The organism is Comamonas sp. 23 (genome assembly GCF_049601575.1).
Taxonomy (GTDB): domain Bacteria; phylum Pseudomonadota; class Gammaproteobacteria; order Burkholderiales; family Burkholderiaceae_C; genus Comamonas; species Comamonas squillarum.
In genome coordinates, this window is record NZ_CP187127.1 from 4357846 (window position 1) to 4370440 (window position 12595).

10 protein-coding genes are annotated in these 12595 nt (G+C 66.4%); 6 read left to right on the top strand and 4 right to left on the bottom strand.

Going from position 1 to position 12595, the window contains the following annotated elements; all coding sequences use genetic code 11:
• The 4 genes from ACPEE1_RS19660 to ACPEE1_RS19675 all read right to left on the bottom strand — a co-directional run bounded on the left by ACPEE1_RS19660 (window position 1) and on the right by ACPEE1_RS19675 (window position 5683).
• A complete protein-coding gene (locus ACPEE1_RS19660; RefSeq protein ID WP_423934528.1) occupies window positions 1–1230 on the bottom strand; it encodes an acyl-CoA dehydrogenase family protein in 1230 nt (409 codons plus the stop codon).
• On the bottom strand, window positions 1227–2780 hold the full coding sequence (locus ACPEE1_RS19665; protein ID WP_423934531.1) for an amidase: 1554 nt from the start codon (window positions 2778–2780) through the stop codon (window positions 1227–1229). Before ACPEE1_RS19665 ends, ACPEE1_RS19660 begins: the two co-directional genes overlap by 4 nt.
• The gene (locus ACPEE1_RS19670; protein WP_182344991.1) at window positions 2777–4366 is read right to left on the bottom strand and encodes an ABC transporter substrate-binding protein; all 1590 of its coding nucleotides are present in this window, start codon (window positions 4364–4366) and stop codon (window positions 2777–2779) included. The genes ACPEE1_RS19665 and ACPEE1_RS19670 overlap by 4 nt, the downstream gene beginning before the upstream one ends.
• Before the next feature lie 132 nt (window positions 4367–4498).
• Window positions 4499–5683, bottom strand: a complete 1185-nt coding sequence (locus tag ACPEE1_RS19675) for an LLM class flavin-dependent oxidoreductase (protein WP_260718860.1) — start codon at window positions 5681–5683, stop codon at window positions 4499–4501.
• Window positions 5684–6119: 436 nt separating this feature from the next.
• Between ACPEE1_RS19675 and ACPEE1_RS19680 the strand changes: the two genes are divergently transcribed.
• Genes ACPEE1_RS19680 through ACPEE1_RS19705 form a run of 6 tightly spaced genes read left to right on the top strand, consistent with a single transcriptional unit; the run spans window position 6120 to window position 12422 of the window.
• Window positions 6120–7106, top strand: a complete 987-nt coding sequence (locus ACPEE1_RS19680; protein ID WP_423934534.1) for an ABC transporter permease — start codon at window positions 6120–6122, stop codon at window positions 7104–7106.
• A complete protein-coding gene (locus ACPEE1_RS19685; protein WP_182344988.1) occupies window positions 7106–8131 on the top strand; it encodes an ABC transporter permease in 1026 nt (341 codons plus the stop codon). Before ACPEE1_RS19680 ends, ACPEE1_RS19685 begins: the two co-directional genes overlap by 1 nt.
• A complete protein-coding gene (locus ACPEE1_RS19690) occupies window positions 8132–9127 on the top strand; it encodes an ABC transporter ATP-binding protein (RefSeq protein ID WP_182344987.1) in 996 nt (331 codons plus the stop codon).
• 7 nt (window positions 9128–9134) lie between these two features.
• A complete protein-coding gene (locus tag ACPEE1_RS19695; RefSeq protein WP_182344986.1) occupies window positions 9135–10115 on the top strand; it encodes an ABC transporter ATP-binding protein in 981 nt (326 codons plus the stop codon).
• 21 nt (window positions 10116–10136) lie between these two features.
• On the top strand, window positions 10137–11177 hold the full coding sequence (locus ACPEE1_RS19700; protein ID WP_182344985.1) for an aldo/keto reductase: 1041 nt from the start codon (window positions 10137–10139) through the stop codon (window positions 11175–11177).
• Between the two features lie 18 nt (window positions 11178–11195).
• Complete coding sequence (locus ACPEE1_RS19705; protein ID WP_182344984.1) at window positions 11196–12422, top strand: acyl-CoA dehydrogenase family protein; 1227 nt, start codon at window positions 11196–11198, stop codon at window positions 12420–12422.
• Window positions 12423–12595 lie beyond the last annotated feature (173 nt).

Here is a 12595-nt window from a genome sequence, read left to right on the forward strand (position 1 = left end):
TCAGGCAGCGGCCTGGTGCCGTTGCAAGGCCGCGCGGCCGGTGTTGCTGCGGATCAGGCTGTTGGCCGGTGAATGGATCTGGCTGCACAGCACATTGCGCAGATGGCGCTCCAGCGGATTGCGCCGCGCCAGGCCGTGGTTACCGGCCAGCTCCAGCGCCAGCTGCACCACGCGCAGCGCGTTGTCCACCGCCACATGCTTGGCCACGGCAACCAGGCCATCGGGGGCCGTGCCGCTGTCGTAGGCGCGGGCATGGCTGTCCAGCAGCCAGTCGCTGGTCTGCAGCAATACCTCGATCTCGCCAAACTTTTCCTGCACAGTGGCGAGCGACGCCAGGTTGGCACCGCCCAGCGCGCTGGGGCGGCGCTGGTTCAAAAAAGCGCCCAGCCAGTCGCGGGCTGAGCGCGCCGCGCCGTCATAGACCGTTGCCACCAGGCTGAAGTACCAGGCAATGCCATGGGCCTCGCGCTGCAGGCCCAGGCTGGCTGGGCGCAGGCCCACCGCATGGTGGTCGGGCACCCAGGCGCCGTCGAGCACCAGGTCCTGGCTTGCGGTAGCGCGCATGCCCAGCGGGTTCCAGGTATCGACCAGGCGCGCACCGGCCGTGCCTCGGGGCAGCACAAAACTGCCCAGGCGCGGCTCGGGCTCATCAGTCAACGCCAGCACGCTGATCCAGGCCAGCAGCGGGCCGCCGGTCACATAGACCTTGTGGCCGCTCAGCTGCCAGCCACCGGCCACGCGCCTGGCCCGCGCCGCTGGCAGGCCGCCGTGCGAGGGGGAGCCCAGCTCCGGCTCCACCTGGGCGGCGTTGAGCAAGGCGGGGCCTTGCAGGCTGGCTGCGATCAGCTCGTCCGCCAGCGCTGGCGGCCACTCGCCCTGCCCCGCGCGCTGCGAGCGGGCAATCGCCGCATGGTTGCTGTAGTGCATCGCCAAAATCAAAGCGACTGCCGGGTCGCCCTGGGCAATGGCTCCCACCACTGCACGCGCGCTGGCCAGGCCGGCGCCATGGCCACCGGCCTCGCGGGCAATGGTCAGCCGCAGCAAGTCGGCCTGGTGCAGCAGCGCAAACTGCGGCGCCGGTGCAGCGCCACTGGCGTCATGCGCCTCCGCCAGTGCGGCCAGCTTGCCGATCAGCGCCTGGGCGCGGGCCAGCAAGGCGGCCTCGTCCAAGGCCGGGCCCGGGCTGGCCGCTTCCCGTGGCGGCTGCAGCACTTGCAGCACGGCGCTCATGCATCCCCCTGCGCATAGCGGGGCGGCACCACAAAGCCGCCCTGGGCCTGCTCCCAGGCATGGGCAAAGGCAATCGTGGTGCGGTCTTCCAGATAGGGGCCGACCACCTGGGCGCTGATCGGCAGGCCGTCATCGTCCAGCCCGACCGGAAAGCTGGTCGCAGGCAGGCCTGGCAGCACCGGCAAACCGGCCCAGTAAAACAGCTCGCGAAAGCCGATCTCGCGCACCCCATCGGCATAGGCCACGGGAAAGCGGCGCTCCTCCTTGTGGCCCTGCTGCTGGTGCGCAAAAGCGGGCGTCGGTGCCACGGGGGTCAGCACCACGTCATAGTCCTGGAACAGCTGCTCCCACTGGTGGCTCAGCGCATGGCGGTGCTCGTTGTCCTGCAGCCAGGTGGCATGGGGCAGGCTGGGCGCGCGCAGCAAGGCGGCCTCGGCGCTGCGGTCGTCGGGCTCCAGCTCGGCCAGGCGCTGCTGCTGCGCCTCGGTCAACGGGGCCGCGTTAGCCACCGACGAGCCCAGCAGGCTGCGGTAGGTGCGGTGCTGCTCGCTCAGATCAGGGCGCTGCGCAGGCGGCAGATCGCGCCACTGCGTGGTCTGCACGCCCTGGGCCTGCAAGGCGCTGACGACGCGCGCGATCACCAGCTGCTCGGACAGGCTCGCCTCCTGGCCCGGCCAGGCATCCAGCACCAGCACCCGAAAATCCTGCAGCCGCTGGTGGCGCGGTGGCGGCAGACTCGCCTGCCAGCCCTTGGCCTGCAGCGGATCAAGGTTAAGCAGCTGCTCCAGCGCCAGCTCCAGGTCGAGCGCAGTGCGCGCCAGCGGCCCGGCCACCGACAGATCACGCGCGCTAAAGCGCCCTTGCGGCGCGCCGGTGCCGCGCATCGAGATCAGCCCATAGCTGGTCTTGTGGCCAAACACGCCGTTGAAGTGCGCGGGGATGCGCACCGACCCACCAATATCCGTGCCCAGCTCCAGCGCGACAAAGCCGGCCGCCACGGCCGCCGCGCTGCCGCCCGATGAGCCGCCCGGTGTGCGCTGCAGATCCCAGGGGTTGCTGCTGCTGCCGTACACGGCGTTGTAGCTTTGCAGATCGCTCAGCGCCAGCGGCACATTGCTCTTGCCGATCAGCACCGCCCCCGCCGCGCGCAAGGCCGCGACTGCCGGCGCATCCTGCCGGGCGATATTGCTGCGGTAGTCCGGGTTGCCCACGGTGGTGGGCAGGCCGGCGACATCAAAGTTCTCCTTCACCGTGATCGGCAGGCCCAGCAATGGCTTGCGCTCGCCCCGCTGCAAGGCGGCGTCTGCCGCCTGGGCATCGCGCCGGGCTTGCTCTATCGCCCGCACCGGGATCGCATTGAGCTCGCCATCATGGCGTTCGATGCGGGCCAGCGCCTGCTCCAGCAGCTCGACCGCGCTGACGCGGCCATCGGCCAGCGCTTGCAACTGCGCACGGGCGCTGGCAAAGGCCAGGCTGGCGGCAATGCCGGGCGACGCTACTGCGCTCTCGCTCAGGGTGGTTTCGTTGGGAAAGTCGATGGTCGTCGTCATTTGCTAGCCTCCAGCCACAGGTCAGAAAAATCTCCAGACGTCAGGTCAATGCTGTTGTTGAGCCCATGCACCCGCGTGCTGTGTACCCGCAGCGCAGAGGGCACGGTGGCGATCGGGTAGACGGGGAGATCACGGCCAACGATCTGCTGAATCTCGCGGAACTGCGCGGCACGCTTGGCCTCGTCGACCTCGACAGCGGCCTGGCGGAACAGGTTGTCGACCTGTGGGTTGTTGTAATGCGAGGCGTTGATCCAGATCAGCGGGTTCTTGATGCCGTCGGACCAGTAGATGCGCTGCACGCCGACCGATGGATCAAACAAGCGGCCCAGGCCATTGAGGTTCAGGTCAAACTCACGCGCGGTGTAGGCGCGCTTCAAAAAGGTGGGCAGGTCGCCGTCCAGAATGTCCACCTTGATGCCCACGCGGTTGAGCGCCGAGCGCAGGTACTCGGCAGTCTGTTTGAACTGCGCGCCCGGGATGTAGGTGAGCTTGAGCGCAAAGCGTTGGCCATTGGCCTGGCGCGGGTAGCCGGCGCTGTCGAGCAGCTGGTTGGCGCGGGCCACATCAAAGCCGTAGTTGAACTCGCTGTCGTCGTAGTAGGCGCCCAGCACCTTGGGGATGGGCGAGTTCACCAGCTCGGCCTGCTTGTAGTAGACGTTGTTGACGATGAAATTGCGGTCCACCGCATGGGCAATCGCATGGCGCACCTGGGGCTTGGACAGCACCGGGTTCTCGACGTTGAACTCCAGGAAGGAGGCATTGTTCAGGAACGCGTCATAGCTGGCGTCAAGCTTGAGCGTGGGCTTTTGCAGCAAGCGGCCCAGGTCGGCCAAGGCCAGGTTCTGCGCCACATCGGCCTCGCCGGTTTCGATGGCGGCCGAGATGGCAGCAGGGTCACGTACAAAGCGGATCACCACCCGGTCCACATGGGGCACACCCGGGCGCCAGTAGTGGGGGTTGCGCTTGAGGATCACATGGCTGCCACGCACCCACTGCTCAAAGATGAAGGGGCCCGTGCCCACTGGCGCATTGGCGTTGGGGCTGCCCAGCGGGTCGCCATCGCCATAGCGGTGCGCCGGCACGATGGGCAGCTCGGCCGATGACAGCGACTTGAGCAAAAACGGCGCGGGCTTGGACAGCACCAGCACCGCCGTGTGCGCATCGGGCGTATCGACCCGCTCCAGGTTCTGCAAGGTGATACGGCCGCGCGGGCCGAGCTTCTTCTGGGTCAGGAAGGAATAGCGCACATCGGCCGAGCTGAAGTCGCGCCCATCATGGAACTTGACGCCCTCGCGCAGCTTGAAGCGGTACTGCAGGCCATCGGGGCTGACCGTCCAGGATGTTGCCAGCAAGGGCTGGGGCTGGAACTTGGCGTCATAACGCAGCAGGCCTTCGGTGATCTTGGCGCTGACATCGCGGTTGTCGGTCTTGGTGTCGAGAAAGGACACCAGCGAGGTCGGCTCTTGCGCGACCACGGACGTGACGGTGCCGCCCTTGACGGGCGTGGCCGGCGCCTGGGCGTTGGCAGCCCCAAAGCTGCTGGCAGCCAGCAGGCCCCAGGCCAGGTTTTTGTAGAGAGTTCGCATGGGCAATGGTCCAGGAGAAAAGGCGCAGACAAGGCGCGGGTAGCACGCAAAAGCGCAAAGTAAAAACGGGAGGGACGGAGAAAGTCTGTGGATAAGTGCGGTGCACAGTGCAGTGCAGCGCAGGTGCTGCGGCTAGAAGCGCAGACCCGCCTGCTTCATCAGCGGCAAAATGCGGTCGCCAAAAAACTCCAGATCCGGCTTGAAGTCGAAGAAGCTCAGCTGCAGCCCATCGATGCCGGCGCGCTTGAGCTGCACAAACTGCTCGACCACCTGCTCGGGCGTGCCGATCACTTCGATATTGCCGCCGATGGCGCGGCGCTTGGGGGCATCAAGGGCGGTGCGGCCGCGCCAGGCATGGGCATCGCTCTTCAAGCTGCTAAAGCCCTCGGGCGTGCGCTGGTCCTGGTGGGCGACGATGGCATCGTGGTAGGCCCAGGTCTCAGCCTCGGTATCGCGGCTGATGACCATGGGGTTGAGCAAGGTGCGCACCGTGCGGCCGGCATTGCGCGCCTCTTGCTTGACGCGGGCGGCATGGGCGGGCAGCACCTCGATGGCTCGGGCAAAGTCCGATGCGCCGGGACTGGTGATAAAGACCAGGTCCGAATGCCTGGCTGCAAAGGCAATGCCGGCGTCCGAGCCGGTGGCATTGACCAGCGCGGGCCGGCCAAAGCGCGGCTTGGGGCTGACAAAACCGCCGCCCAGCTTCCAGGGCGAGATGCCTTCAAACGAGTAGTTCTCGTCGTAAGACCACAGGCGCTGCACCACCTCGATGAACTCCGAGGCCAGGTCATAGCGACGGTCATGCTCGATCTGGTCCCAGCCAAACATCCTGTGCTCCACCTCGCGGTGGCCGGTGACGATATTGATGCCCCAGCGCCCGCCCGAGATATGGTCCAGCGTAGCCCCCCACTTGGCCAGGTGCAGCGGGTGCAACGGGCCGTAGAGCACATGGATGGTCGAGATCAGCATGATGCGCCTCGTGACCGAGGTCAGCGCCGCCGTGGTGGCAAAGGAGTCCAGCGCATCGCCATTGAACACCCCGCCATAGCCGCCCTTGGGCAGCCACTGCGACAGCGCAAACACCAGATCGAAGCCGAGGTTCTCGGCCTTGAGCACCAGGTCCTTGTTGTAGTCAAAGCGCCAGTCGGTGCTGCGCGGCAGGGTGGAGGCACTCCAGCCTCCTGCCTGGATCGGCAGAAACAGGCCCAGCAGAATCGGCTGCGCAAAAGCCTGCGACAGGGGGCTGTCCGGAAAATCCAGCGGTGAGGCGAATGTCTCTCTATCAGCGAGTTTTTCCAGCGGTATTGCAGAGTTCATGGGGCGGCCAAGGTTGTCAATACAAAGGAAGCCGAACCAGCCTTGAGATAACCAGCTATTCAGCATCCGCATTGGCTTGAATAATCCCATGAATCACCACCCCGCTCTTGCGCCGATTTTGCATTTGCATATTTAAAAATCAGCCATTGGCGCAGGCATACAAACAGAGCCGCAGGCGCAATGCCAGCGCTCTGCACAGCCTCCATCCGCGCTTATAGCTTGCGAAAATATGCAGCAAGCCAAACAAAATATGCCGTCTCAGGTGCGAATCACCACAAAAAACTTTGGCGAGCAGCCACCAACCGATAAAAATCAGATACCGATATTTGTTATTTAATTTACGCCTTTTGATATATGAAATGGCATGCTGCAAATACCGTTGATAACGCAGGAACGCTCCTATCATGCACAGGTCACCTCCCGATGAATAATGCGCATGAATACCACCCCACGTTTATTGCGATCGCTCTGGTTCAATGCCAAATATGCAGTGCCAACGGTGCTGGGCGTCGCGATTTTGAACTTTTTGCTGCTGCAGCTCACGCCCGGTGATGCGGCCGATGTGATGGCCGGCGAATCGGGGGCCGCGACGGCCGAGACCCTGGCGGCGCTGCGCTCGCGCTTTGGGCTGGACCTGAGCGTGCTCGAACAATTGCAGGCCTACCTGGGCAACCTGGCGCATTTCAGCCTGGGCTTCTCCCCGCGCTACAACATGCCGGTGATGGAGCTGATCGGCCAGCGCCTGCCCAGCACCTTGCTGCTGATGGGGCTGGCGCTGGCGATTGCGCTGAGCCTGGGCATTGCGCTGGGCACGGCCATGGCCTACTTTGCCGGCCGCCTGCCCGACCGCCTGCTGTCCGTGCTGTCGCTGCTGTTCTATTCGGTGCCGGGCTTTTGGACCGGGCTGATGCTGATCGTGCTGTTCTCGGTCAAGCTTGGCTGGCTGCCCAGTGGTGGCTCGGCCAGCATTGGCTCGCAGCTGAGCGGCCTGGCCGCTGTGCTCGACCAGCTGCGCTACATGGTGCTGCCGGCCACGTCGCTCGCACTCTTTTATGTGGCGATCTATGCCCGCCTCACCCGCGCGGCGATGCTGGAGGTGCAGTCGCAGGACTTTGTGCGCACCGCGGCGGCCAAAGGCCTCTCGCCCTGGCGCATCACCGTGCGCCATGTGCTGCGCAATGCGCTGCTGCCGGTCACCACGATGGCCGGCATGCACCTGGGCGGCATGCTCGGCGGCGCGGTCGTCGTCGAGACCGTCTACAGCTGGCCCGGCCTCGGGCGCCTGGCCTTTGAGGCCGTGCTCAGCCGCGATTTCAGCGTGCTGATGGGTGTGCTGTTTCTCTCTTCGCTGCTCGTGATCGCCGCCAATGTGCTGGTCGATCTGCTGCATGCCTGGCTGGATCCCCGAATCGAGGTGCGTTGATGTCTTTGTCTTCCTCTACCCAGGCGCTGCCGATCCCCCCGGCCGCCGCCCACCCGCTGGCGGCCGCACAAGCGGCGCACAGTACCACCAGCAACGCCGAGCCCGATGCCGCGCCCTGGCCGAATCTGCATGCGCCCGATGCGGTGCGCACCAGCACCAGTGCCGCCAACGCCGGCAGTGGCAGCCAGGGCTACCGCGCGCTGCGCGTTTTCCTGCGCAACCCCACGGCCATGCTGGGCTGTGGCTTTTTGCTGGCCGTGCTGCTGCTGGCGCTGACAGCGCCCTGGCTCTTCCCCGGTGACCCGCTGGACATGGTGGCCCAGCCCTTTCTCTGGCCCGGCCAGGATGGGACCTATTTGCTCGGCACCGATTCGATGGGCCGTGATGTGGCCGCCGGCATTGCCCATGGCGCGCGGGTGTCGCTGTTGGTGGGCGTGTCGGCTACCTTGATCGGGCTGAGCCTGGGCATTGGCATTGGCGCCGTCAGCGGCTACTTTGGCGGCTGGGTCGATGACTTGCTGCAGCGCGTGGTGGTACTGTTCCAGACGATTCCCAGCTTTATCTTGCTGGTGGTGCTGGTGGCGATTGCCCAGCCTGCGATCAGCACCATCGTCGTCGCGATTGGCCTGGTGACCTGGCCCACGGTGGCACGCCTGGTGCGGGCCGAGTTCCGCGCGCTGCGCCACAAGGAGTTTGTGCTGGCCGCCCGCGCGCTGGGCTACTCGCACAGCCGCATCATCCTGCGTGAGATGCTGCCCAATGCGCTGCCGCCCATCATCGTCACCTCATCGGTGATGGTGGCCTCGGCCATCTTGCTGGAATCAGCCCTGTCCTTCATGGGCATGGGCGACCCGAACGTCGTCAGCTGGGGCAGCATGATCGGCATGGGGCGCGACCTGCTGCGCACGGCCTGGTACCTGACTGCGGCTCCGGGCCTGGCCATCGTGTTTGCCGTGCTCGCCTTCAACCTGATTGGCGATGGCTTGAACGACGCCCTCAACCCCCGTCTGTCGCAGGAGCGCTGAATGTCCGAAACCTCTTTGTTGGATGTGCGCGGGCTGAGCATCCGCTTTCCGCAGCTCGATCCGGTGCGTGGGCTGAGCTTTTCGGTACAGGCTGGCGAAACCCTGGCCATCGTCGGCGAGTCCGGCTCGGGCAAATCGCTCACCGCCCTCGCGCTGATGCGCCTGCTGCCACGCGCGGCCCGCATTGCGCAGGGCGAGATCCGCTTCAACGGCCAGAACCTGCTGGACCTGAGCGAGCCGGCGATGCGCCAGCTGCGCGGGCGCGAGATCGGCATGATCTTCCAGGAGCCAATGACGTCGCTCAACCCGGTCTACACCATTGGCTGGCAGATTGCCGAGGTGCTGCGCCAGCACGAGGGCCTGAGCGCCAAGGCCGCGCGGCTGCGCGCCATCGAGCTGCTCGATACCGTGCGCATCCCCGATCCGCAGCGCAGGGTCGATGATTTTCCGCACCAGCTCTCGGGCGGCATGCGCCAGCGCGTGATGATTGCGATGGCCATTGCCTGCCGCCCGCGCCTGCTGATCGCCGACGAGCCCACCACCGCACTCGATGTGACCATCCAGGCCCAGGTGCTGGACCTGCTCGACCGGCTGCGCAAGGACTTGTCGATGGGCCTGATCCTGATCACCCACGACCTGGGTGTGGTCTCGCAATGGGCCGACCGCGTGGTGGTGATGTATGCCGGCCGCGAGGTCGAGCAGGCCCGCCCTGGCCCACTGTTTGACGAGCCCCTGCACCCCTACACCCAGGGCCTGCTGGCGGCATCGCCCCGGCTGCAGCCCGGCGCGCATTACCTCGATGGCCCGCTCACCGAGATTCGCGGCAGCATCACCTCGGCCATTGGCCAGACCGGCTGCGCCTTTGCGCCGCGCTGCCCGCGCGCCCAGGCCTATTGCCACAGCGTTGTGCCGCCCTTGCAAGTAGCAGGCCCCCAGCGCCTGAGCGCCTGCCCCATCACCCTGCCTGCGTCTGCGCGCAGCGCCCACCTTGCCTAGGACCGCCATGAGCCTGCTGACTGTCAGCGATCTTCAGACCCATTTCAAACTGCCCAAGGGCGTGCTGCGCGCCGTCGATGGCGTGTCGTTCCACATTGCCAAGGGCGAGACCGTCGGCCTGGTCGGCGAGTCGGGCTGCGGCAAATCCACCCTGGGCCGCAGCCTGCTGCGGCTGGAGACGCCCACCGCCGGCCAGGTGGCGCTCGACGGCGAAGATATTCTGCCCTTGCAAGGCGCGCGGCTGCGCAGCCTGCGCAAGCGCATGCAGATGATCTTCCAGGACCCGTTCGCCTCGCTCAACCCGCGCCACAGCATCGGCACGATCTTGGAGACCCCTTTGCAGGTGCATGGCCTGGGCGACCGCGCCCAGCGCCGCCGCCAGGTCGAGCGCCTGCTCGACCGCGTGGGCCTGCCGCGCAACGCGCTGGGCCGCTACCCGCATGAGTTCTCCGGCGGGCAGCGCCAGCGCCTGGGCATTGCCCGCGCGCTGATGCTGCAGCCCGATCTGGTGGTCTGCGACGAGCCGGTCTCGGCGCTGGACCTGTCGATCCAGGCGCAGATCCTGAACCTGCTCGTTGAGATGAAGCGCGAGTTCGGCCTGTCCTACCTGTTCATCTCGCATGACCTGTCGGTCGTGCAGTACTTTGCCGACCGGGTGCTGGTGATGTACCTGGGCCGCATCGTCGAGAGCGCCGACCGCCGCAGCCTCTGGAGCAGCCCGCGCCACCCCTACACCCAGGCGCTGCTCGATGCCGTGCCTGACCCCACCCGCCACCGCCAGGCCGCCCCGTTGGGCGGCGACCTGCCCAGCCCGCAGAACCTGCCCACGGGCTGCCGCTTTCATCCGCGCTGCCCGCGCGCCACGGCGCTGTGCACTGCGCAGGAACCGCTGCTCAGCGACGGCGGCAATGGCCACCTGGTGGCCTGCCACCATCCGCAGCTGCCACCGGCCTCTGGCACGCAGACCTCCGTGATTTCCTTTCACTAACCCTTCGTTTTTTCTTTTGCCATGACCTACCGTTATCTCGGCCGCAGCGGCCTCAAAGTCTCCCGCCTGGCACTGGGCACCATGATGTTTGGCGGCCCGACCGACGAGCAGACCGCGCACGCCATCATCGCCAAGGGCAAGTCCCAGGGCATCAACTTCATCGACACGGCCGACGTCTACCAAAAGGGCCTGACCGAGCAGGTGGTGGGCCGTGCGCTGGCCAAGGACCGCCATGACTGGGTGCTGGCCACCAAGTTTGGCAACCCGCTGGGTGAGGGCCCGAACCGGCGCGGCACCTCGCGCAAATGGATCATCGAGTCGGTCGACAACAGCCTGCGCCGCCTGGGCACCGACTACATCGACCTGCTCTACTTTCACCGCGCCGATTTTGATGCGCCGCTGGGCGAGGCGGTGCGCGCGATTGGCGACCTGGTGCGCGCGGGCAAGCTGCGCTACTTTGGGCTGTCCAACTTTCGCGGCTGGCGCATTGCCGAGGTGGCGCACCTCGCGGACGCCGAAGGCATTGACCGGCCCATTGCCAGCCAGCCGCTCTACAACATCGTCAACCGCACGGCCGAGGCCGAGCAGCTGCCCGCTGCCGCCGCCTATGGCCTGGGCGTGGTCTCGTACAGCCCGCTGGCCCGGGGCGTGCTGACGGCCAAGTACCCGAATGTGGAAGCGGCCGAGCCCGGCTCGCGCGCCGCGCGGCTGGACAAGCGCATGCTCGAGACCGAGTGGCGCCCCGAGTCCATCGACATTGCCGCCGAGATCAAAACGCACACCGACGCGCGTGGCATCAGCCCGGTGGACTTTGCGCTGGCCTGGGTGCTGAACAACCGCCTGGTGACCGCCGCCATCGCCGGCCCGCGCACGCCCGAGCAATGGGATGGCTATATCCGCGCGCTGGACTACCAGTTCACCGCCGATGACGAGGCCCTGGTCAACCGCCTGGTGGCTGCCGGCCACCCCTCGACCCTGGGCTTTACCGACCCCGGCCACCCGGTCGAAGGCCGGGTGCCTTATGTGGCAGCTACGCAGGCCCCCGCGCCAGCGGCCGCCTAACCCAACAGGTCCACCGCCATGAATGCCTCGGTTCCCCCCCTGCGCTCCCGCCACCCCAGCCGCGATGACCTGCTGGCCCGCCTGCCCCAGCTGGCCGCCGATATTGGCCAAGGCGCCGCGCAGCGCGAGCTGCTGCGCGAGCCGCCCTGGGCGGCCTTTGACCTGCTGCGCGCATCGGGCCTGGGCGGCCTGCGCATTGGCCGCGAACAGGGCGGGCCGGGCGGGTCAGTGGCCGATGTGGTCGAGGTGGTCAGCACCCTGGCCGCAGCGGATTCCAACGTGGCCCATGCGCTGCGCACCCACTTCAACACCACCGAGCTGCTGCGGCTGGAGACCAAGCCCTCGGCGCTGGCCCAGCGCCAGAACGCCTGGGCCCTGCAGGGCAAGCTGTTTGGCGGTGCCTTTACCGAGCTGGGCACGGCACGCGCCGGCATCAGCACCTCCACCCTGCTGCGCGAGGGCCTGCACCACCGCTTGAATGGCAAGAAGTACTACGCCACCGGCACGGCCTATGCGGATTACTTCAACGTCTTTGCCACCAATGACGAGGGCCAGGGCGTCAATGCCGTGATCCCCGTGCAGCGCGAAGGCGTGCGGGTGCTCGACGACTGGGATGGCATGGGCCAGCGGCTGACCGCCAGCGGCAGCCTGGAGCTGAACAACGTGCTGGTCTATGACGACGAAATCAGCCCCGGCGCCCGCAACCACCTGGCCGGCCGCCATGCCTCTGCGCTGCGCCAGCTGATCCTCGTGGCGACTGCCGCCGGCATTGTGCGCAATATCCTAGCCGATGCACGCCACTATGTGCTGCAGCTGGGCAGGCCCGCGATGCACAGCCCCGCCGAGCGCTCACGCGACGACCATTTTGTGCAGGCCGTCATCGGCGAGCTGGCGGCCGCCAGCTATGCGATCGATGCCTTGATCGCCGCCAACGCCCGCCAACTGGACCAGGGCGCCTATGCCATCGTGCACGCGCCGCAAAGCGCGGACGATGTCGTGCTGCAAGGGGCTCTGGCCACCGCCCAGACCCAGCTGGTCGTCAGCCGCCTGGCGCTGAATGCCGGCGAGCGCCTGTTTGAAGTGGGCGGCGCCTCCGCCACCTCGCGCCAGCTGAACCTAGACCGGCATTGGCGCAACCTGCGCACCATCTTTAGCCACAACCCGCTGCTGCACAAGACCCGGGTGGTGGGGGACTATGTGCTCAATGGCACGCGGACGCATTTGGAGGAAGGGCGGGTGTTTTGAGGGCGGCCACCGGCGAGCAAGACCGCAGGCATGCCCCAGCCGACGCACAAATCAAACACTCCATAAACAAACCGAATGACTTTATTAAAGTTCACATTTTTTAGAGTCGTTTGGGGAGCAACGCTCTAGCGTAATTAAATTGTTGCGGTTATCTTGTAGAAATTACTTATTCA

Excerpts from the sequence above, each read along its gene's own strand:
- ACPEE1_RS19660 (WP_423934528.1), bottom strand. The coding sequence starts at position 1,230 with ATGAGCGCCGTGCTGCAAGTGCTGCAGCCGCCACGGGAAGCGGCCAGC.
- ACPEE1_RS19665 (WP_423934531.1), bottom strand. The coding sequence starts at position 2,780 with ATGACGACGACCATCGACTTTCCCAACGAAACCACCCTGAGCGAGAGC.
- ACPEE1_RS19670 (WP_182344991.1), bottom strand. The coding sequence starts at position 4,366 with ATGCGAACTCTCTACAAAAACCTGGCCTGGGGCCTGCTGGCTGCCAGC.
- ACPEE1_RS19675 (WP_260718860.1), bottom strand. The coding sequence starts at position 5,683 with ATGAACTCTGCAATACCGCTGGAAAAACTCGCTGATAGAGAGACATTC.
- ACPEE1_RS19680 (WP_423934534.1), top strand. The coding sequence starts at position 6,120 with ATGAATACCACCCCACGTTTATTGCGATCGCTCTGGTTCAATGCCAAA.
- ACPEE1_RS19685 (WP_182344988.1), top strand. The coding sequence starts at position 7,106 with ATGTCTTTGTCTTCCTCTACCCAGGCGCTGCCGATCCCCCCGGCCGCC.
- ACPEE1_RS19690 (WP_182344987.1), top strand. The coding sequence starts at position 8,132 with ATGTCCGAAACCTCTTTGTTGGATGTGCGCGGGCTGAGCATCCGCTTT.
- ACPEE1_RS19695 (WP_182344986.1), top strand. The coding sequence starts at position 9,135 with ATGAGCCTGCTGACTGTCAGCGATCTTCAGACCCATTTCAAACTGCCC.
- ACPEE1_RS19700 (WP_182344985.1), top strand. The coding sequence starts at position 10,137 with ATGACCTACCGTTATCTCGGCCGCAGCGGCCTCAAAGTCTCCCGCCTG.
- ACPEE1_RS19705 (WP_182344984.1), top strand. The coding sequence starts at position 11,196 with ATGAATGCCTCGGTTCCCCCCCTGCGCTCCCGCCACCCCAGCCGCGAT.